Annotated in this window: 16 protein-coding genes; 13 read left to right on the top strand and 3 right to left on the bottom strand. The window is 64.1% G+C overall.

The annotated features are described in order from the left end of the window. Positions 1 to 27: 27 nt before the first annotated feature. Positions 28 to 1,863 carry an ABC transporter ATP-binding protein gene (locus PQR42_RS26025; protein ID WP_408493948.1) on the top strand — a complete coding sequence of 612 codons (1,836 nt, stop codon included), beginning with the start codon at positions 28 to 30 and terminating at the stop codon, positions 1,861 to 1,863. Between the two features lie 33 nt (positions 1,864 to 1,896). On the opposite strand, the gene PQR42_RS26020 is transcribed toward PQR42_RS26025, so the two are convergent. Beyond that, on the bottom strand, positions 1,897 to 2,118 hold the full coding sequence (locus tag PQR42_RS26020; protein WP_408389648.1) for a hypothetical protein: 222 nt from the start codon (positions 2,116 to 2,118) through the stop codon (positions 1,897 to 1,899). A gap of 423 nt (positions 2,119 to 2,541) precedes the next feature. Here PQR42_RS26020 and PQR42_RS26015 point away from each other — a divergent pair, with 423 nt between their 5' ends. The 4 genes from PQR42_RS26015 to PQR42_RS26000 are packed head-to-tail and all read left to right on the top strand — an operon-like array spanning position 2,542 to position 11,758. Then, positions 2,542 to 3,807, top strand: coding sequence for an efflux RND transporter periplasmic adaptor subunit (locus tag PQR42_RS26015; RefSeq protein ID WP_408389650.1), 1,266 nt, complete (start codon positions 2,542 to 2,544; stop codon positions 3,805 to 3,807). A gap of 15 nt (positions 3,808 to 3,822) precedes the next feature. Next, positions 3,823 to 6,948, top strand: coding sequence for an efflux RND transporter permease subunit (locus PQR42_RS26010; RefSeq protein WP_408389652.1), 3,126 nt, complete (start codon positions 3,823 to 3,825; stop codon positions 6,946 to 6,948). After that, positions 6,945 to 10,265 (top strand): efflux RND transporter permease subunit, encoded by a 3,321-nt coding sequence (locus PQR42_RS26005; protein WP_408209135.1) that lies wholly within the window; start codon positions 6,945 to 6,947, stop codon positions 10,263 to 10,265. Before PQR42_RS26010 ends, PQR42_RS26005 begins: the two co-directional genes overlap by 4 nt. Next, positions 10,262 to 11,758 carry an efflux transporter outer membrane subunit gene (locus tag PQR42_RS26000; RefSeq protein WP_408389654.1) on the top strand — a complete coding sequence of 499 codons (1,497 nt, stop codon included), beginning with the start codon at positions 10,262 to 10,264 and terminating at the stop codon, positions 11,756 to 11,758. Before PQR42_RS26005 ends, PQR42_RS26000 begins: the two co-directional genes overlap by 4 nt. Before the next feature lie 6 nt (positions 11,759 to 11,764). On the opposite strand, the gene PQR42_RS25995 is transcribed toward PQR42_RS26000, so the two are convergent. Beyond that, the gene (locus tag PQR42_RS25995; RefSeq protein ID WP_408209313.1) at positions 11,765 to 12,484 is read right to left on the bottom strand and encodes an ABC transporter substrate-binding protein; all 720 of its coding nucleotides are present in this window, start codon (positions 12,482 to 12,484) and stop codon (positions 11,765 to 11,767) included. On the opposite strand from PQR42_RS25995, the gene PQR42_RS25990 reads away from it, so the two are divergent. Then, positions 12,438 to 12,650 (top strand): hypothetical protein, encoded by a 213-nt coding sequence (locus PQR42_RS25990; protein ID WP_408389771.1) that lies wholly within the window; start codon positions 12,438 to 12,440, stop codon positions 12,648 to 12,650. The two genes, PQR42_RS25995 and PQR42_RS25990, sit on opposite strands and share 47 nt — an antisense overlap. Positions 12,651 to 12,678: 28 nt before the next feature. Here the strand turns inward: PQR42_RS25990 and PQR42_RS25985 are convergent, their stop codons facing one another. Beyond that, complete coding sequence (locus tag PQR42_RS25985; protein ID WP_408209129.1) at positions 12,679 to 13,392, bottom strand: FadR/GntR family transcriptional regulator; 714 nt, start codon at positions 13,390 to 13,392, stop codon at positions 12,679 to 12,681. Positions 13,393 to 13,712: 320 nt separating this feature from the next. Here PQR42_RS25985 and PQR42_RS25980 point away from each other — a divergent pair, with 320 nt between their 5' ends. The 7 genes from PQR42_RS25980 (at position 13,713) to PQR42_RS25950 (ending at position 21,486) form a co-directional block, all read left to right on the top strand. Beyond that, a complete protein-coding gene (locus PQR42_RS25980; protein ID WP_408209126.1) occupies positions 13,713 to 14,888 on the top strand; it encodes a porin in 1,176 nt (391 codons plus the stop codon). 106 nt (positions 14,889 to 14,994) lie between these two features. Beyond that, positions 14,995 to 16,149 carry a mandelate racemase family protein gene (locus PQR42_RS25975; RefSeq protein ID WP_408389656.1) on the top strand — a complete coding sequence of 385 codons (1,155 nt, stop codon included), beginning with the start codon at positions 14,995 to 14,997 and terminating at the stop codon, positions 16,147 to 16,149. 73 nt (positions 16,150 to 16,222) lie between these two features. Beyond that, positions 16,223 to 17,833 carry an ABC transporter substrate-binding protein gene (locus tag PQR42_RS25970; RefSeq protein ID WP_408389658.1) on the top strand — a complete coding sequence of 537 codons (1,611 nt, stop codon included), beginning with the start codon at positions 16,223 to 16,225 and terminating at the stop codon, positions 17,831 to 17,833. A 38-nt stretch (positions 17,834 to 17,871) separates the two neighbouring features. Continuing rightward, a complete protein-coding gene (locus PQR42_RS25965; RefSeq protein WP_408209119.1) occupies positions 17,872 to 18,918 on the top strand; it encodes an ABC transporter permease in 1,047 nt (348 codons plus the stop codon). Between the two features lie 64 nt (positions 18,919 to 18,982). Then, positions 18,983 to 19,846, top strand: coding sequence for an ABC transporter permease (locus tag PQR42_RS25960; protein WP_408389763.1), 864 nt, complete (start codon positions 18,983 to 18,985; stop codon positions 19,844 to 19,846). Positions 19,847 to 19,855: 9 nt separating this feature from the next. After that, a complete protein-coding gene (locus PQR42_RS25955; protein ID WP_408389660.1) occupies positions 19,856 to 20,722 on the top strand; it encodes an ABC transporter ATP-binding protein in 867 nt (288 codons plus the stop codon). Between the two features lie 14 nt (positions 20,723 to 20,736). Continuing rightward, positions 20,737 to 21,486 (top strand): ABC transporter ATP-binding protein, encoded by a 750-nt coding sequence (locus PQR42_RS25950; protein WP_408389765.1) that lies wholly within the window; start codon positions 20,737 to 20,739, stop codon positions 21,484 to 21,486. Positions 21,487 to 21,569: the final 83 nt, after the last annotated feature.

Below are 21,569 nucleotides of genomic sequence, written 5' to 3'. Positions count from 1 at the left end.
ACTCCTTCCACCAGGGCAAGCGCTGTCATGGAACTGATCAACGATGGCGATACCGGCCGGGCCGGGCGCGTGCGCAGGCGGCGGCAGTCGCGCGTGCTGTCGCGATACGCCGGGCGGCCCCTGCGGCTGATCTGGCGTTACGTGGCCCGTCGCAAGCTGGCGCATGCGGTCGTGCTGGCCAGCGTCGTGGCGGCGGTCGGCTGCGCGCTGGGGTCGCAATATGGGATTCGTAATCTGATCGACGCGTTGCCGGGCGGCCGCGCCCAACCGCAACACGTGATTCACGCGTTTGCCGTGCTCGTCGCGCTGATCCTCGCCGACAATCTCTTCTGGCGCATTGCCGGCTGGATCTCGGCGCGCACGTTCGTGGGCGTGACAGGCGACATCCGGCGCGAGATGTTCGACTATCTCATCGTGCACGCCCCCACCTTCTTCGCCGACAAGCAACCGGGCGTCCTGTCGAGCCGGATATCGGCAACGGCCAACGCGGTGTACGTGATCGAAAACACGGTGGCGTGGACGGCCTTTCCACCGTGCCTGACCGTGGTCGGCGCGATCCTCATGGTCGGCGCGGTCAGCATTCCCATGAGCCTGACGCTGGTCGCCATTTCCGCCGGATTGGCTTTCTGCCTGTTCCTGCTGGCGCGCAAAGGCACCTCCCGGCACGCGGCGTTCGCCGCCCAGGCTGCTTCGGTCGACGGCGAACTCGTGGACGTCATCGGCAATATGGGGCTGGTCCGCGCCTTCTGCTCCGTGGTGATCGAGCGGCGGCGCTTCGACGCGCTGCTCGCCGCCGAGAGCGACGCCCGCAAGCGCAGCCTGCTTTATCTTGAGAAGCTGCGCCTGTTGCACGCGTTCGCCATCTGCATTCTGTCCGCTTGCGTGCTCGGGTGGACCGTGTGGCTGTGGAGCGTCGGCCGTGCGACCACCGGCGACGTCGTTCTGGTCGGCTCGCTCGGTTTCTCGATCCTGCACGGTTCGCGCGACATTGCCGTGGCGTTCGTCGACCTGACCCAGCATGTCGCCCGGCTTGGCGAAGCGTCGGAGACACTGCTGATCCCGCACGCCATGCCCGAGCCGACCAAGGCGGCGCCGCTCGACGTCCGGCGCGCCACCGTGGACTTCGAAGACGTGACGTTCGCCTATCCGGGCCGCCGCCCGGTGTTGAGCGGACTGAACCTGCATATCGGCGCAGGCGAGCGCGTGGGTCTCGTCGGCCCCTCGGGGGCGGGGAAATCGACCATCCTCGCGCTGCTTCAGCACTTCTACGAGCCGGGCTCCGGGTACGTGCGAATTTCGGGCCAGGACATTGCGCATGTCACGCTGCAAAGTTTGCAAGGCGCCATCTCGGTCGTGCCGCAGGACGCGTCGCTGTTTCACCGCTCGCTGCTGGACAACATCCGCTACGGCTGTCCCGACGCGAACGAGGCCGACGTGCGCCGCGCGTGCGAGGACGCCTACTGCCTCGATTTCATCGACGCGATGCCCGAAGGGCTCAACACCGTCGCGGGCGATCGCGGCACCAAACTCTCGGGCGGACAGCGGCAGCGCATCGCAATCGCCCGGGCCATTCTGAAAGACTCGCCGATCCTGCTGCTCGACGAAGCGACGTCGGCGCTCGATACCGCCTCGGAGATCGCCATTCAGGCGGCGCTCGAACGGCTCATGAAGCATCGCACCGTCGTCGCGATCGCTCACCGGCTGTCGACGTTGCAGTCCTTCGACCGGATCGTGGTGCTCAACCGCGGCCGTGTCGTTCAGCAAGGCACGCCGGCGGAACTGGGCGCCGTGCCCGGCATCTATCGCGATACGCTGGCGCGGCAGATCAGACGCACACCTGCGCCGCGCCCCGATCTCATGTGACGTCAGTGCCGGCGACGGGCGCGGGCGATCCGCTCAGACTCCGTCGTCGTTGCCACACAGGCGGCGCACCAGTTCACGCCCGCGGCTCGTCAACCTCAAGGTCGACGTGCCGCCCACTATCACGCCCTCCTCGCGCCGATCGATTTCGACCAGATCGTATCGGCTCAGCGCGAGCACGTCGGGATCGATGGCCTCCGGACGCCGCCCGGTGTCCGCGAGACGCAGCAGTGTCGCGAGTTCATGATGGCTCAGCATCGGTTACCTCGTCGGTTGAGTCAGGACAATGCGGTCATGCTAGTGCGCGAGTCCGACATTCAGGCTACGGTTGCGTTGCGTCAAGTTACGCGGTTACACGTCGGCACGGCGCGCGTGATTCCCCGGTTCCGCGATGACAGCCCGCGTCGTCGCTACTTTTTTCCGTATGGCCGCGCTCGCGCCTGGACAGACGGCATAGCGCCACGGCCCGGCCGACCGTAACAAATCGAAACGCCCGTCAAGGTCCTGTCGTGAGAATTAGCTCCACAGTCGGATAGACTCTGTTCGTGATTGTCTGGATTCCTGTCGCCGGCGACGGCGATGCCCCATCCTGGGAGTTCGTATGACGCTCTTCGACAGCAATTGGCCGGGCCGTCCATCGACGGCGTTCGCCGGGTGCCACGGGTCCGGCGGGAGACCGTCATGAGCGAAGCGTCGTCGATCCCGGTCAAGCGTCCGCGGCGTGGCCGCATCGTGTTCGCGCTCGTGGTGCTGGCGCTGATCGCGCTGGTGGTGTTTCATCTGTTGCGCTCGAAGCCGGCCAAGCCCAGCGTGGCGCCCCAGGTCGTGACGGTCGCCGCCGCCACCACGGGACCGATGCCGGAGACGCTGAGCGAACTGGGCACCGTGACGCCCGTCGCCACCGTGACCGTGCTGCCGCAACTGAGCGGCTACCTGACCGCCGTCGGCTATCGCGAAGGCCAGGACGTGCAGAAAGGCCAATTCCTCGCGCAGATCGACTCGCGCCAGTACGAAATCAGCAAGCGGCAAGCCGAGGCGCAACTCGCCAAGGACAAGGCGGCGCTCGCCCAGGCGCGCGCCGATCTCGCGCGCTTTACGCAACTCAACGAGCGCAAGTCGATCGCCGAACAGACCTATGCGGATCAGCAGTTTCTCGTCCAGCAGGACGAAGCGGCGGTCAAGGCCGACGAAGCCAACGTCGCGCAATTCGAGCTCGACCTGATCTACTGCCATATCACCGCGCCGGTGTCGGGCCGGGTCGGATTGCGCCTCGTCGACCCAGGCAACTACGTGACCGCGTCGAGTCAACCGGGCATTGCGGTCATCACGACGATGAAGCCGACCACCGTCGAATTCACCGTGCCGCAAACCGCGCTCGACAAGGTGCTGCAGCGCGTCAACGCCGGCGCGCAGCTACCGGTCGCCGTATTCAGCAGCGACAATTCCCGGCAAATCGCGACCGGCACGCTGTACGCGATCAACAACCAGATGGCGACCGCGACCGGCACCGTCACGCTACGCGCAACCGTCCCCAACGACGACGAGGCGCTCTTCCCCAACGAGTTCGTCAACGTCAAGCTGCTGGTCGATACGCTGCAAAACGCGGTGCTGGTGCCGACTCCCGCAGTGCAGAGCGGCGCGCCCGGCGACTACGTCTATCTCGTCAACGCCGACAATACCGTATCGGTGCGCAAGGTCACGCTGGGACCGGGCGACGGGCGGCATACGGTGATCACGGCGGGGCTTGCCGCGGGCAATGTGGTCGTCACCGACGGCATGGACCGCTTGAGCGACGGCGTGAAGATCAAGGCGTCCGCGACGCGGCCGGCTTCGGGTGCCGCGGGCGCTTCAGCGGCCACGCCGGCGGCGCCGCCGCCCGCCTCCGCGTCCACCGCACGGCGCACGCGTCCCGCGTCCGCGCCCGACACGGCTTCCACGGCTTCGTAGCACGCCACCCCGCCGATGAACTTCTCCCGCCTGTTCATCCTGAGACCCGTGGCGACGTCGCTGCTGATGATCGCGCTCGTGCTCGTCGGCCTGGTCGCGGTGCGCTTTTTGCCCGTCTCGTCACTACCCGACGTCGACTATCCGACCATCCAGGTCCAGACCTTCTATCCGGGCGCGAGTCCGAACGTGATGGCGACCACCGTCACCGCGCCGCTCGAAGTGCAACTTGGCGAGATTCCGGGCTTGCAGCAGATGGTGTCTTACAGTTCGGAAGGCGCCTCGGTGATCACGCTGCAATTCGATCTCTCGCTGAATCTCGACATCGCCGAACAGAACGTGCAGCAGGCGATCAACGCCGCCAACAGCTTCCTGCCGACCGGCCTGCCCGCGCCGCCGACCTATGCGAAGGTCAATCCGGCCGATCAGCCGATCCTCACGCTCGCGGTCACCTCGAAGTCCATGTCGCTGACGCAATTGCAGGACACCGCCAACAATCGCCTCGCCACGAAGATTTCCGAAGTCCCCGGCGTCGGTCTCGTGACGACCGCCGGCGGCAACGTGCCGGCCGTGCGCGTCGAAGCGGACCCGCAAAAGCTCGCCGCCTACGGCCTGAATCTCGACGATCTGCGCACGCTGCTTGCGAACGTCAACGTCAGCCAGCCGAAAGGTAACTTCGACGGTCCGGAACTCGACTACACGATCAACGCGAACGATCAGATCGTCGACCCGCAAGACTATCTCGCCACCGTGATCGCCTATCAGAACGGCGCGCCGGTCTATCTGCGCGATGTCGCGCGTGTGAGCCAGGCCGCGCAAGATGTGGAACGCGGCGCGTGGTACGGGCGCACGCCGGCCATCGTGCTGAACGTGCAACGTCAGCCGGGCGCGAACGTGATCGCCACCGTCAACCAGATCATGAAGCAGTTGCCGGCGCTCGAATCGACGCTGCCGGCCGGACTGCAGGTCACGGTGGTGGCGAACACCACCGGCGTGATCCGCTCGTCGGTTTCGGACGCCGCGTTCGAACTGGTGCTCGCCGTCGTGCTGGTCGTGCTGGTGATCTTCGTGTTCCTGCGCAACGTGCCCGCCACCATCATTCCGAGCATCTCCGTGCCGGTCTCGCTGATCGGCACGCTCGCCGTGATGTACCAGCTCAACTATTCGATCGACAACCTCTCGCTGATGGCGTTGATCATCGCGACGGGGTTCGTCGTGGACGACTCGATCGTGATGATCGAGAACATCGTGCGCTATCTGGAGGAAGGCAAGACGCCGCTCGAAGCCGCGCTCGAAGGCGCCGGGCAGATCGGCTTCACGATCCTTTCGCTGACGGTCTCGCTGATCGCGGTGCTGATCCCGCTGCTGTTCATGGGCGGCGTGATCGGCCGGCTCTTCAGCGAATTCGCGATCACGCTCGCGGTGACGATCGTGATCTCGGCGGTGGTCTCGCTGACCGTCGTGCCGATGCTGTGCGCGCGTCTGTTGCGCGCGCAGGCGCAGCGCCATCCGAGCCGCTTCGAGCGCATCAGCGAAGGCCTGTTCGACAAGACGCTCGCCGCGTACGAACGCGGCCTGCGCTGGGTACTCGATCATCAGACGCTGACGCTGGTGGTCGCGCTGATCACGGTCGCGCTCACCGCGATCCTGTACATCGTGATTCCGAAAGGACTGTTCCCGGTGCAGGACGTCGGCGTGATCCAGGGCATCAGCGTGGCCGACAACTCGGTCTCGTATACGGCGATGGTCCGGCGTCAAAGCGCCCTCGCCGACGCGATTCTGAAGGATCCCGACGTGGTGTCGCTCACGTCGTACGTCGGCATCGACGGCACCAATCCGACGCTGAACAACGGCCGCTTCCTGATCAATCTGCGCCCGCGCGACGACCGCTCGGTCACCGCCGAGGAAATCGGCCGCCGCATCCAGCAGGAAGTCGCCGACGTGCCCGGCATTCGTCTCTATCTGCAGCCCGAGCAGGACCTGACGCTCGACACGTCGATCTCGCGCAACCAGTACAACTTCGTGCTGCGCGGGCCGAACCAGCAGGCCTTCAACCAGTACGTGCCCGCGCTGATTGCGCGCATGAAGCAGATTCCCGCCATCACGGACGTCACCAGCGATCTGAACACCAACGGCCTGAGCGTGAACGTCGAAGTGAACCGCCAGCTTGCCGCGCGCTACGGCATCACGGCGGCCACGATCGACAACGCGCTGTACGACGCGCTCGGCCAGCGCATCGTCTCGACCATCTTCCAGCAGTCCGACCAATACCGCGTGATTCTGGTGGCGAAGCCCGAGACGATTCCCACGGTGCAGTCGATCGGCAATCTGTATTTGCCGAGCCAGACCAGCAGCACCGGCCAAGTGCCGCTGTCGGGCATCGCGAAGATCAGCATCACGCAATCGCCGCTGTTGATCAGCCATCTCGCGCAGTTCCCTTCCGTCACGATCTCGTTCAACCTCGCGCAGGACGCGTCGCTCAGCGCCGCCGTTGCGCAGATCCGCGACGCCGAGCACGCGGTGGAGCTGCCGCCGTCGATCACGACCTCGTTCCAGGGCGCGGCCCAGGCGTTCGAAGATTCGCTTTCCAGCGAGGTGTATCTGCTGATCGCCGCGCTGGTTGCGGTGTATATCGTGCTCGGCGTGCTGTACGAAAGCTACATCCACCCGGTGACGATTCTCTCGACGCTGCCGTCGGCCGGCATCGGCGCGCTGCTTGCGTTGATGATCGCGGGCAGCGACCTCGACGTGATCGGCATCATCGGCATTGTGCTCTTGATCGGCATCGTCAAGAAGAACGCGATCATGATGGTCGACTTCGCGCTCGAAGCGGAGCGCGTGCACGGCAAGCCGGCGCGTGAAGCGATCTTTGAAGCGTCGCTGTTGCGCTTCCGGCCGATCCTGATGACCACGCTCGCCGCCATGCTCGGCGCGCTGCCGATGCTGCTCGGCACCGGCACCGGTTCGGAACTGCGCCGGCCGCTCGGTCTCGCGATCATCGGCGGGCTCACGCTCAGCCAGGTGCTGACGCTGTTCACGACGCCGGTGATCTATCTGTTCTTCGACCGCGCCGCGCAGCGCGTGAAGAACCGGCGCCGCGCCGCGAATGACGGCGCCGCCGCGCCGCCGGAGAACGCGCCGTGAACATCTCGGCGCTCTTCATCCGGCGCCCGGTCGCGACCGCGCTGCTGGCGGTCGCGATCCTGCTGTCGGGTGTGCTCGCCTACTTCCGGCTGCCGGTCGCGCCGCTGCCGAACATCGCCTTTCCGGTGATCGCGTTGCAGGCGAACATGGCGGGCGCGAGTCCGGAAATCATGGCCGCCACGGTTGCCGAGCCGCTGGAGCGGCGCCTCGCCACCATCGCCGATGTGAACCAGCTCACCTCGATCAGTTACGTGGGTTCGTCGATGATCATCGTGGTGTTCGGCCTGAACCGCGATATCAACGGCGCGGCACGCGACGTGCAGGCCGCCATCCAGGCCGCGCGCGCCGATCTGCCGACCACGCTGCGCAGCAATCCGACGTATCGCCAGTACAACCCTGCGGGCGCGCCGATCATGGTGCTCGCGCTGACCTCCGACACGCTGACCAAAGCGCAGCTCTACGACTCCGCCGATTCGGTGATCCAGCAGCAGTTGTCGCAGATCGACGGCGTCGGGCAGATCACGCTCGGCGGCGGCGCGTTGCCCTCGGTGCGCGTCGAACTGGAGCCGGGCAAGCTGAACAGCTACGGCATCGGCCTCGAAGACGTGCGCGCGGCGATCGGCGCGGCGAACGCGAACAGCGCGAAAGGCCATATCGATCAGGGCGAGCAGCGCTACGTGGTGACGTCGAACGATCAGATCAGCAAGGCCGCGCCGTATCGCGACGTCGTGATCGCCTATCGCGACGGCGCGCCCGTCCTGCTGCGCGACGTCGCCCAGGTGCGCGACTCGAACGAGAATATCCGCAATGCCGGGCTCTATAACGGCAAGTCGGCGGTGCTGGTGATCGTCTATCCGACGCCGGGCAGCAACGTGGTACAGACGGTCGGGCAGATCCGCGCGCGCCTGCCGATCATTGAAGCCGCGTTGCCGAGCACGATTCACGTGAACGTCGCCATCGACCGCTCGGAGTCGGTGCGCTCCTCCGTGGCCGATACCGAGCGCACACTGTTCATCGCGGTGCTGCTGGTGGTGGGCGTGGTGTTCGTGTTCCTGCTCTCGCCGCGCGCCACGCTGATTCCGGCAGTCGCGCTGCCGCTGTCGATCGTCGGTGCATTCGGCCCGATGTATCTGCTCGGCTATAGCATCGACAATCTCTCGCTGATGGCGCTGACGATCGGTACCGGCTTCGTGGTCGACGACGCCGTGGTGGTGCTGGAGAACATCGTGCGTCATCTCGAGGCCGGTCTCGAGCCGAAGGAAGCCGCGCTGCGCGGCAGCGCCGAGGTCGGCTTCACGGTGATCTCGATGAGCCTCTCGCTGATCGCCGTGTTTCTGCCGATCCTGCTGATGCCCGGCATTGTCGGGCTGCTGTTTCACGAGTTCGCCGTGACGCTCTCGATCGCGATTCTGCTGTCGCTGCTCATCTCGCTGACCATCACGCCGGTCATGTGCGCCTACCTGCTCAGCCACGAACGCGCAATGCATTCAAAGGCACGCTGGGCACGCTGGGTCGAGGCGCAGTTCGAGCGCTTCAAGCAGGCGTATTCGCGTTCGCTTTCGACCGCGCTCGATCACGCGCTCGCGGTCGTCCTTCTGCTGATCGGCCTGCTCGTGCTCAACGTGTTCCTGGCCCGCTTCCTGTCCGCGACGTTCTTTCCGGAGCAGGACACCGGCATTCTGATCGGGCAGATCATCGCCGATCAGAGTGTCTCGTTCAACGCCATGGAAAAGAAGCTCGCGCAATTGCAGGCGATCGTGAAGCAGGACCCGGCGGTGGCGTCGGTTGCGGGCTTCACCGGCGGACGCGCGCTGAACACCGCCAACGTGTTCATTGAACTCGAACCGCTCGCGCAGCGCCATCTGTCGGCGACGGAGGTGGTCAACCGCTTGCGGCCCAAGCTCAACGCGGTCTCGGGCGCGCGGCTCTTCCTGCAGGCGCAGCAGGATCTGCAGATCGGCGGACGCCAGGCCGCTGCCGAATACCAGTACACGCTCACCAGCGACGATGCGAACGCGCTCTTCACGTGGGCGCCGAAACTCGTGACCGAACTCGGCAAATACCGCGGCAAGCTGGAGGACGTGAACTCGGACCTGCAGCAGAACGGCTTGCAGACCTACGTGAACTTCAGCCGCGCGACCGCCACGCGCTATGGTTTCCAGCCGAACCAGATCGACAATGTGCTGTATGACGCTTTCGGGCAGCGCACCGTGTCGACCATCTACAACCCGCTCAATCAGTACTTCGTCGTGATGGAAGTCGCGCCGGCTTACTGGCAGTATCCGCAAGCACTCAACCAGATCTACCTGAGCACGGCCGCGGGCAACGCGAACGGCACGCAGCAGACGCAGATGTCCCGCGCCACGGTCAAAGCCGTGCAACAGGCGGCGGCGGTCAGCAGCGCGTCGAGCACCAGCGCAAATACGAATTCGCTGAACGCCGATGCGGAAGCAAACCAGCAGACCAACAGCATCTCGAACAGCAAGGGTGGTAATTCCAGCGGCAGCGCGGACAGCACCGCGGCGGAAACCATGGTCCCGCTCTCCGCGATGATGACCTTCTCGAACAGCCATACCGCGACCCAGGTGAACCACCAGAGCGGCCTCGTGGCCGGCACCATCTCGTTCAATCTGCCGGCCGGCGGATCGCTGAGCGAGGCCGGCCAGATCATTGCGCAGGCCGAACGCGACATCGGCATGCCCGCGTCGGTGCACGGCGCGTTCGCCGGCGCCGCGCAAGCGTATGCGCAGTCGATGGGCGCCGTGCCGTTGCTGATTCTCGCCGCGCTGGTGGTGGTCTACCTTGTGCTCGGCGTGCTGTACGAAAACACGGTGCACCCGCTCACGATCCTGTCGACACTGCCGTCGGCGGGCATCGGCGCGACGCTGGCCTTGCTGATTTTCGGCACGCCCTTTTCGGTGATCGCGATGATCGGCATCATTCTCCTGATCGGCATCGTCAAGAAAAACGGCATCATGATGGTCGATGTCGCGATCCAGTTGCAGCGCCACGACGGCATGAACGCGCGCGATGCGATTCACGAGGCCGCGGTGGTGCGGCTGCGTCCGATCATGATGACGACCGCCGCCGCCGTGCTGGGCGCGGTGCCGCTGGCGATCGGCATCGGCCAGGGCGCGTCGCTGCGCCAGCCGCTCGGCGTGACGGTCATGGGCGGGTTGCTCGTGAGTCAGGTTTTTACGTTGTACACGACGCCGGTGATTTATCTGTACCTCGACCGGCTGCGCGCGCGACTCGCGAAATGGTCAGCGCGCCTGCCGTGGAATCGCCGCGGCGAAGCACCGGATACGAGCGCATGATGAAGACGATCTCCCCCACCCGACTGGCCGGCGCGATGCTGGCCTTATCGACTGTGTTGACAGGCGGCTGCACGGTCGGCCCCGATTATCATCGCCCGCCCGTCGCGACGCCCGCCACGTGGAAGGAACTGCCCGGCTGGACCGAAGCGCAGCCCGCCGCCGAGCGTCCGAAGGGCGACTGGTGGACGGGCTTCAACGACCCGCTCATCAACGAGTTCGAGCCGCTCGTGTCGGTGTCGAACCAGACCGTGCGCCAGGACTATGCGAACTACCAGCAGGCGCTCGCCGAAGTGCGGCTTGCGCGTAGCGCCCTGTTCCCGACGATCGGCGTGACCGGATCGGCGACGCGCGCACGGTCGTCGACCGGCAATTTCAATAGCAGTTCATTCGGTGGCGCTGCGGGCGCGAGCAGTTTCCAGCGCATAAACAACGCCGGCTCGCTCGAAGCCAATGCGAGTTGGGCGCCCGACCTGTGGGGCCTCGTGCGACGCAACATCGAGGAAAGCGCCGCCACCGCGCAGGCGAGCCAGGCGACGCTCGCGAACGCCACGCTCTCCGAGCAAATCGCGCTGGCGAACGCCGTCATCGATCTGCGCGTGACGGACGCGAATATCGACTTGCTCACTCACACCGTCGATGCGTTCGAGCAATCGTTGCGCGTCGTCGCCGAGCAGGACAGAGCCGGCACTGTGCCACCTTCCGATTTGGTGACCGCGCAGACGCAACTGGAGTCGGCGCAATCGAGTCTGATTGCGCTGGGCGTCGCGCGAGCTCAAAACGTTCATGCGATCGCCGTGCTGGTCGGCAAAAATCCGGAAGAGCTGGACATCCCCCAGAACACCACGCTGCCGACGCTGCCGTCCATTCCTGTCAGCGTGCCGTCCACGCTGCTGGAACGCCGGCCCGACATTGCCGCCGCCGAGCGCCAGATGGCGGCGCAAAACGCCGCGATCGGCGTGGCCGTCGCCGCGTATTACCCGACGATTTCGCTATCGGCGCTGGACGGCTTCACGCAGTCGCCGTTGGCCGGCCTGCTGCACATCGGCAACTATGTCTGGTCGCTGGGCGGCCAGGCGAGCGAAACGCTTTTCGATGGCGGCCAGCGCAGCGCGCAGATCGACGCGGCAAGAGCGTCTTACGAAGCGGCCGTGGCCAATTATCGCGGCACCGTTTTGACGGCGTTCCAAGGTGTGGAGAACGACCTTGCCGGATTGCGGATCCTCGCGCAGCAAGCCGAGGTGCTGGAGCGCGCCGTGCGCGACGCCACGCGCGGCACGGAGATCGCGCGCAATGAATATCAGGCTGGGACGGTGGACTTTACGACGGTCGCGACGGCGCAGGCGACGCAGTTGAATCTTCAGCAGACCGCATTGAACGTGCAGCAAACACGGCTGCTCGATGCGGCGTCGTTGATCGGCGACCTGGGAGGCGGCTGGTCCGCTAGCGAACTGAGTGATCCGCGGAAGCCGGGGCAACAGAACGCGTCGCCCTAGGCCGCGTTAGTCGTTGTCTTTCGCCACCACCGCGCCGGTGATCTGATGCCGCGCCAGCGATGCCGTGACGAAGCCGGACGCTTTCATGTCCTCGACGAATTTCGACAGGTATGCGGCCGCGTCGTCGCCTTTTGCTTTAGGTACGCCCATCGCCTGACGGATCACCATGAAGCGCTGGTCCAGTAGGCGCACTCCGCCTGTTTTGGCGGCGTCCTTTTCGAGCTGCTGCTTGACGCCGGCGGCCACGTCCAGATGCTGATCGAGAAAGCCTTGCACAACAGCAGGAGAAGTCGGAATCCGCACGAGCGTCGCGTGGTGTAGTTCGCGGGTCAGAAACAGATCGTAGGCACTGCCCTTGCCGACCGCGACCGTCACGCCGGATTGATCGACCTGCTCGTTGGTGGTGATCGGCGAGGCGGCGCGCACGAGATAAAAGCCTTCTATCAGCACATACGGCTTCGTGAATGCGATTTCCTGTCCCCGCTTCGGATCGACGGCGAAGAAACCGATGTCGGCCTTGTCCTGCTCGACGTTCTCGACCGAGGCGCCCGCCGACTTCACCGCGACCAGTTGCAGCGGCACGCCGAGCCGTTTGGCGAATTCGCTGGCGAGATCGACGGACACGCCGACCGGCTTGCCCGTCGCCGGATCGAGCGCGGCCAGCACGGGGTTGCCGAGATTGATCGACGCGCGCAAGGTACCGCTCGGAGCGAATACGGCCGCCATCGATGCACTTGCTGGTTTTGAAGTTGTGGCCTGCGGGGCGCTCGCGTCGTTGGGTTGCGCGAATGCGGGCAAGACCGCGCTGGATACCAGGATGGATGCCAACGTCGTGAACACACCGCTGTGTCGTTTCATGATTGAAAGCTTCTTCGTCGTGGATGGTGTTTGATCAGCGTAGGCGAGCGCTCGCCCTGACGTCAGCCTTGAGCATTCACGGACGCGCGCCGCATGCGCTCACGGCTGTTGATCAGATGCATGCGCATCGCGGCCCGGGCGCCTTCGGCCTCGCCACGCGCAATGGCTTCGTAAATGTCCGTGTGCTCGTGATTGACACGCGACAGATAGCGCTCGGGATCCAGATTCGCACGCGGCGCCTTGCGCGGGTCGAGCTGCGAAAGCACATCGACCAGATAAGGGTTGCGCGTGGCACGCGCGATCTGCATGTGAAACTGAAAATCTTCCGATGAGGCATCTTCACCGAGTCGCGCGCGAGCCTCGATAGACTGCAGCGCCTGAAAGATGTTTTCCAGATCGCGTGCATCGGCGCGTTGCGCGGCGAGACCGGCAGCCTCGGTCTCGATACAGGTGCGCAGCTCGAGGATCGCGAAGACGTCGCGCCCTCCCTGCAATTTCGTCGATTCGAGCTCAACCGCCCGTTCGACGTTCTCGAGGACGAAAGTGCCGATACCCTGACGTGTTTCGACCAGTCCCGAGGCCTGCAATCGCAGGATTGCCTCGCGAATCACGGTTCTGCTCACCCCTTGCGTCTGGGTCAGTTCAAATTCACTGGGCAGTTTCACGCCGGGCGCAAGGGCGCCCGAACGGATCTGCTCCGTCAGGGAATCCAGCACTTCCTGAGCGAGGCTACGTGGCCGACGCCTGATGCTTCCAGACGGTGTCGACGTTGGCATTGCACTATCCCCTCGGTTGTTTTGCGTTGAATCAGCACGGTGATTATAAGGTCAGGCGTCGTGTGGCCGAGCGACGCGGCCGTTGTTATACGGGATGTCAGATGGATCCACATCAGCCAGCTTAGTTGTACGATAACATACAGCAAGTCAGTACCGATCCATCCAAATCATTCGCCGTTTACCCTAATAAAACATCAACTCTCTTGTCACAGCTTAGCGCCATGTTATAGGATGTCTCACAGGTGTTGTCATACAGGTAACAAGCCGGCGGGTCTTCCGCCTGATCACGCCAGACAAAAACTACCGAGACAGGAGAACAGATGCGAAAAGGAGTCGTTGTACCCACGGTCGTGTCAGCCTTGCTAAGCGCAACGCCGCTCGCGGCGCTCGCCCAGACCAGTTTCACGCTCTATGGCGCCGTCGACGACGCCATCGCCTACACCAGCAACCAGAAGGGCAAATCAAACGTCTATCTGAAAAGCGGCAGCCTCGAGTCGAGCAAGTTCGGCTTCAAGGGAAGCGAGGACCTGGGCGGCGGCAATCAGGCGTTCTTCCGCCTGGAAAGCGGCTTCAACGTCAACAACGGAGCGATGAGCGACGCGGGCTATATTTTCAGCCGCCTTGCCTACGTTGGCGTGAGCAATGACCAGTACGGCTCGCTGACACTCGGCCGCCAGTACACGCCTTATCTCCTGTACGTCGGCGCTCTCGGTTCGGCGCCGGTGCTGACGGGCGCCACCGGCGCACACCCGGGCGATATCGACCAGCTCGACGTCGACAGCCGGGCAAGCAACGCCGTGACCTATACCTCGCCGAACATCGCGGGTCTTCAGGTCAGCACCCTGTATGCGCTCGGAGGCGTGGCGGGCGATTTCCCGTCAGGCAATACGTTCAGCGCCGCACTGAAATACAACTACAACAAGTTGGCCCTCGCCGTGGGTTACCTGAAGGTCACCAACAACGACACGCCGGGCAAGTTCAGCACCAACGCCACCGGAACGTTCGACCAGTCGCCGATCAATGCCGGCTACGTCAGCGCTCACGCCGTGCAATATCTCGCCGCGGCGGCGAACTACACGTTCGGGCCACTGCTGGTCGGCGTCAATTACGCGAACGTCCAGTACCAGCCTGATGCGGGCTCGCTCTTCAAGGACACCGCGGTCTTCAACAACTTCGGTGCCATCGCGACGTACCTGGTCAACCCGGCGATCTCCCTCGCCGCGGGCTACAGCTACACGCGCGCATCGTCGGCGAATGGGGTGAGCGATCCCGCGCGCTTTCACCAGTTCTCGTTCGAACAGACCTACAGCCTTTCGAAGCGAAGCACGATCTACCTCCTCGAAGCGTATCAACACGCGCTGGGTCAGACCTTGGGCGCTGCCGGCACGGGCGACATCGTGAATTCGGTGGCGATGGTCGGCCGCATTTCCAATTCGACACCGTCCTCGGGCAGCTCGCAATTCGTCGGGATGGTCGGCTTCCGGCATCGCTTCTAGCAATAGCCATCGACGTACGGACGGCCGCCGGTCCAGCAGCGCACGCTCGCGGTCAGCCGCCATGCGCAATGCCGTTCGTCAGCAACACACTGAAATCAGGAAGAACATGAAGATCGAAAAAATCAGCGGCGTGGTGTTCACCTACCCGTCCCGCCGCTCGGTGGACAGTGCCGGCCATTCGCATCCGGGCGAACAGAAGCAGGTCGAAATGGCCATGCTGACCGTGCAGGCCGATGACGGCAGCGCCGGCCACGCGTTCGCACCGCCCGAGGTGATCCGTCCGTTCATCCTCGATGCATTCGTGCGCAAGTCGCTGACCGGCCAGCATCCGTTCATGCGCGAGCAGATCTGGCAGGACCTCGCTCACTGGCAACGCGGAAGCGCCGGACAGCTCACCGACCGCGCGTTGGCGGTGGTCGAACAGGCGCTGTGGGATCTCGCCGGACGCGTCATGCAACAGCCCGTCTACAAGCTGATCGGCGGCTATCGCGACAAGGTGCCCGCGTATGGCAGCACCATGTGCGGCGATACGCTCGAAGGCGGTCTGGCCACGCCCGAGGACTATGCACGCTTCGCGGAAAAACTCGTCAAGCGCGGCTACAAGGCGATCAAACTTCACACGTGGATGCCGCCCGTTTCGTTCGCGCCCGACCCGAAAATGGACGTGAAAGCCTGCGCGGCGGTGCGCGAAGCAGTCGGCCCGGACATCGACCTGATGCTCGACGGCTTTCACTGGTACAGCCGCACCGACGCGCTGTACATTGGACGTGCGCTCGAGAAACTCAACTTCGCGTGGTTCGAGGAGATGATGAATGAACAAAGCATCGCGTCGTATGCGTGGCTCGCCGGCCAGCTCGACATTCCGGTGATCGGCCCCGAATCGATGTCAGGCAAGCATCACACCCGTGCGGACTGGGTGATGGCCGGCGCGTGCGACATTCTTCGCGCGGGTGTGCCGGGCGTCGGCGGCATCGGCCCGACGTTGAAGGTCGCGCATCTGGCCGAATCGTTCGGGATGGACTGCGAGGTGCACGGCAACGGCGCCGCGAATCTGGCCGTCGTCGCCGCCATCAAGAACTGCCGCTGGTATGAGCGCGGCCTGCTGCATCCGTTCCTCGATTACGACGAAGTGCCGGCCTATCTGCGCTCACTGTCCGACCCGATGGACGAGGACGGCTTCGTTCATCTGTCGCAGGCACCAGGCCTCGGCGAGGACATCGACTTCGACTATATCCGCGCGCATACCGTACGGACATACTGAAACCGGCCAGCAAAAGAAAAGCCGACCATAGGCTGGCCGTTGTCGGGAAGTAGAAATCATGCAGGAGACAGCAGTGAATGTGTTGCACCCTTTGAAGGCCGTTGCGCTCGCCACGATGCTGGTTCTGGCAGCCGGCCGGTTCGCCGTCGCGGCGACGCCGCCCGATCAGTTGCTGGTCGGGATGAACATGAACAATGTTCTGACGCTCGATCCGGCCTCGGCAACCGGCAATGACGTCGTGCCCGTGGCCGCGAATCTCTACGACTATGTCGTCGAACTCGACCCTCATGATCCGACGCAGGTCCGCCCCGGCATCGCCGAGAGCTGGACGATCGCCGACGACCGGCGCAGCATCGTTTTCAAGGTACGCAGCGGCGTGAAGTTTCAATCGGGCAATCCGTTGACCGCGGAGGACGCCGCGTGGTCGTTGGCGCGCACGCTGAAGATCAATCGCGCCCTCGCTTCGCCGTGGAAGGCTTATGGCTTTTCCGCCGCGAACGTGGAGCGTTCGATTGAAGCGACCGACGCATCGACGCTGGTGATTCATCTTCCGCGTCCCACCGATCCGCGTCTGGTCATCTACACGCTGGCGACATCGATCGGCGCCGTGGTGCTCGACCGCAAGGAAGTGCTCGCGCACGAACACAACGGCGATTACGGCGCGCAGTGGCTGACCACGCATGCAGCGGGCTCGGGACCATACGCGCTGACACGCTGGCGGCCCGAGGACGTCATGCTGCTGACGCGTTTCGACGGCTACTGGCGCGGCCCGGCGAAACTGCGCGCGGTGGTGCTCCGGCACATTCCCGAATCGCAATCGTTGCGCCTGATGATCGATCGAAACGATCTCGACGTGGCGATGGGCATGTCGGCGCCCGATCTCAATGCGCTCAAACATGACCCGAACGTCGCGGTCGAGTCGGTTGCGAGTGGTTCGATGTACTACGTCGCGCTCAGCATGAGCGATCCAAAATTTGCCGACCGGCGCGTGCGCGAAGCGATCCGCAGTCTGATCGACTACGACGGCATCAATCGCACCATCATGCCGAACTATGGCGTGTTCCATCAGCGTCCGGTGCAGTCCGCACTGCCGGCGTCACTGCCTGATCCGGGCTATGCGCTCAACGTTGCCGCCGCCAGAAAATTGCTGGCGGAAGCCGGCTTTCCGGACGGCTTCAAAACCAATATCCGGGTGCTGGCCGATCCCCCGTTCATGAACATCGCGACTTCGCTTCAGTCGACACTCGCGCAAGCCGGCATTCAGGCCGAGGTGCTGTCGGGCACCGGCAATCAGGTCTATGGCGCCATGCGCAACCGCGACTTCCAGATCGTCGTGGGACGCGGCGGCGGTGGCATGGAACCCGATCCGTACTCAAATCTGCGCGCGCTCGTCTACAACCCGAACAACGCGGCGTCGGCGAAGCTCACGAACTTCCAGGGCTGGCGGACTTCCTTTAGCGATCCGCAGATCAATCGCCTCATCGAACAGGCCGAACGGGAGCGCGACGGCGCTGAACAGATCCGGCTTTATCAGCAGGTGCAGCAGCGTTACGACGCGGATGTCGGCCCGATCTTTCCGATCTCGCAGATGACCAATACCGTGGTCCTCGCGAACGATGTGCGCGGCTACTTCGTGAGCCCGGCGTGGACCACGCGCCTGCGGGACGTCTACAAGCAACGCTGAATGCCGTTGGCCGCAGCCGAAAACAAGTGGAGCGAGACATGTCAGAAATAACACTACGCCGGCGGACGAAGCAGTCATACCGGCACACGCGGGTGCTGTCGCGGCTCGCCAACGTGGCGGCATCGCTGCTGGGCCTGCTGACGCTGACCTTCGTGATCGGTCGCGTCATGCCGATCGATCCGGTGTTGTCGGTGGTCGGACCCGACGCGGACCAGGCGCTGTATCACCAGGTCTATGTTCAACTCGGACTCGACCAACCTGTCTGGGTCCAATACCTGCGCTATCTGACCGACCTGCTGCACGGCAATCTCGGACGCGCCCTGCTGACCGGGCGGCCGGTGATCGAGGACATCGTGCGCGTGTTCCCGGCGACCGTCGAACTCGCGACCGTCGCGATCGTGCTGGGCACGCTGGCCGGCATTCCGCTCGGCGTCGCGGCCGCCACGCACCGAGGCCGCATCGCGGACAACGTGATTCGCCTCTTCAGTCTGCTCGGCTATTCGACTCCGATCTTCTGGGTCGGCATGCTCGGGCTGCTGTTCTTCTATCAGAAGCTGGGCTGGTCCGGCGGCGTCGGCCGGGTCGGCCTCGCGTTCGAAGCCGACCTCAAACCGCTCACCGGATTCCTGCTGCTGGACTCGGCGCTCGAGGGCAAATGGGCCGTGTTTCGCAGCGCATTCAGCCATATCGCGCTGCCCGCCTGCATCCTCGGCCTGCATTCGATGGCGTACATCAGCCGGATGACGCGCAGTTTCATGCTCAACCAGCTTTCGCAGGAATACATCCTGACCGCTCGCGTGAAGGGCCTATCGGAGCGCAGCGTGATCTGGCGGCACGCGTTTCCCAACATCATGGTTCAGTTGCTCACCATTGTCGCCCTCGCCTACGGCTCGCTGCTCGAAGGCGCCGTGCTGATCGAAAGCGTGTTTGCGTGGCCCGGCTTCGGGCAGTACCTCACCAGCAGCCTGCTGCTCGGCGACATGAACGCGGTGATGGGCTGCGTGCTGATCGTCGGGCTGGTTTTCATCACGCTGAATCTGGTCACCGACGCCCTGTACCGCGTCTTCGATCCACGCACACACTGAACGCCATCGAGTTCGAGACATGAAAATTTCCGGCAATTCCGCGACTTTCGGTGGACAAAGCACCATGACCCTGCCCGGCTCCGAAGGCCGCTTCGCCAATCTGCTGCGGCTCGGCCGGCGCATGCTGCGCAATCCGCTCAGCACAGCCGGCGCGTTCGTGGTGCTCGCGCTGGCGCTCATCGCGATCTGCGCCCCGCTGATCGCCCGGCACCCGCCTTTCCAGCAGGATCTGTCCAACGCCCTGCGCCCACCCGGCGGCGACTTCTGGTTCGGCACCGACGAGTACGGTCGCGACGTCTTTAGCCGGCTCGTGTACGGCGCGCGCATCACGCTGTATATCGTGGGCCTCGTGACGATCATCGTCGGGCCGGTGGGCCTCGCGGTAGGCACGGCGGCCGGCTATTTCCGCGGATGGGTCGATACGGTATTCATGCGCATCACCGACATCTTCATTTCGTTTCCGAGTCTCGTGCTGGCGCTCGCGTTTGTCGCCGCGCTGGGACCGGGCCTCGAACACGCGGTCCTTGCGATCGCGCTGACGTCGTGGCCGCCAATTGCGCGCCTCGCCAGAGCCGAAACCCTCTCGCTGCGAAACGCGGATTTCATTTCGGCGGTCAAGCTGCAAGGCGCGTCACCGATTCGCATACTCGTACGCCATATCTGGCCGCTGTGCCTCTCATCGGTGATCGTGCGGCTCACGATGAACATGGCGACCGTCATTCTCACCGCCGCGGGACTCGGCTTTCTGGGGCTCGGCGCGCAGGCGCCGTCGCCCGAGTGGGGAACGATGATTTCCGCGGGAAGGCGTTACATGATCGAGTGCTGGTGGCTCGTCACGGTGCCGGGCGCCGCGATCATGATCGTGAGCCTTGCGTTCAATCTGCTCGGCGACGGACTGCGCGATCTGCTCGATCCGCGAAGCGAATAAGGAACACCGATGGACCAGCCAATTTCTATTGCTCATACCGCTGCCAGCAAGATCGAAGTAGACGACCTGCGCGTGAGTTTCACCAGCGAGAAAGGGACTTTCGACGCGGTGCGGGGCGTGTCGTTCGCGCTCGGGACGGAGAAGCTCGCGATCGTCGGCGAATCGGGGTCCGGGAAATCGACGATCGGACGCACCCTGCTCCGACTGCATCCGCGCTCCGCGAGGATCTCCGCGAAAGCACTGCGGTTTGACGAGACCGATCTTCTCGGCGCGTCTGAAAAGACCATGCGCTCGATCCGCGGCCGACGCATGTCCATGATCCTGCAAGATCCGAAGTTCGCGCTGAATCCGGTCAAGCGGATCGGCCATCAGATCGCCGAGGCCTACTCCGCGCATCATCGGGCGAGCGCGAAAGAGGCGCACGAACGCGCGCTGGAGATGCTGGAGAAAGTCCGCATTCGCGATCCATTGCGAGCTTCACGTCTGTACCCTCACGAAATCTCCGGTGGAATGGGCCAACGCGTCATGATCGCGATGATGCTCATCCCGAAGCCGGAAGTGTTGATCGCGGACGAGCCGACCTCGGCACTCGACATCTCCGTGAGACTGCAGGTGCTGGACGTTCTGCATGAACTCGTGACTGAAAACAATCTTGGCCTGCTGTTCATCAGCCATGACCTGAATCTGGTGCGCGACTTCTGCGATCGCGTGCTGGTCATGTATGCGGGCCGGGTGGTCGAATCGATTGCGGCCGCAAGGCTCGATCACGCAACGCATCCCTATACGCGCGGCCTGCTGGATGCGTTGCCGAGCATGGAGCACCGGCGCGCGCGACTGCCGCAACTCGAGCGTGATCCGCGTTGGCTAACTGAGTAGGAAAACCGATGGTTATGATCGATATCAGGAATCTCGAACTCACGTTCGGCTCGGGCGCGGCGGCGAACCCCGTATTGCTGGGCGTCAATCTGAGCGTGGATGAAGGTGAGGTGTTCGGGCTGGTCGGCGAATCGGGATGCGGCAAGAGCACGATTCTGCGTTGTGTGGCGGGCCTCTACCGGGGCTGGAGCGGAGAGATCGCGCTGAATGGCGTCCAGATCGGCCGCAAGATCGATCGCGCCCGAAGCCGGCTGGTGCAGATGGTCTTTCAGGACCCGTTCGGATCGCTGCACCCAAGGCATACGATCGAAACCGCGTTGGGGGAGCCGTTGAAAATACATGGGCTAGACAGCATTGATACGCGCATCGACAAAGCATTGAGCAAGGTGGGACTGAATGCGTCTTTTCGCCGGCGCTATCCACACCAACTTTCCGGCGGACAGCGGCAACGCGTCGCCATCGCGCGCGCGTTGGTGCTCGAGCCGCGTGTGCTGCTTCTGGATGAGCCGACCTCCGCGCTGGACGTCTCCGTTCAGGCGGAAATTCTGAACCTGCTTTCGGACTTACGTCAGAAGGAGGGGCTGACTTACTTGCTCGTTACTCACGATCTCGGTGTGGTGGTGCATCTGTGCGATCGTGTGGCGGTCATGCTCAAGGGCGAAATTGTCGAGACACGCGGTGCCAGTGATCTGTCGACGGCGGAACTGGCGCATCCCTATTCGCGGATGCTCGTCGAATCGTCGCGCAGGGTTTCTCAGGTCTGATCGGTGCGGTTTGGGGTTGTTGAATCGAGCGTGCGGTCCCGGCCGACTCCGGCGTGATGGGTCGAGACCGCACGCCGTCCGCG

Origin of the sequence: Paraburkholderia sediminicola (assembly GCF_046027355.1) — a bacterium.
Classification (GTDB): Bacteria; Pseudomonadota; Gammaproteobacteria; order Burkholderiales; family Burkholderiaceae; genus Paraburkholderia; species Paraburkholderia sediminicola_B.
Note: the sequence above shows the minus strand (reverse complement) of the source record. Positions and strands in the feature narration are given on the sequence as shown.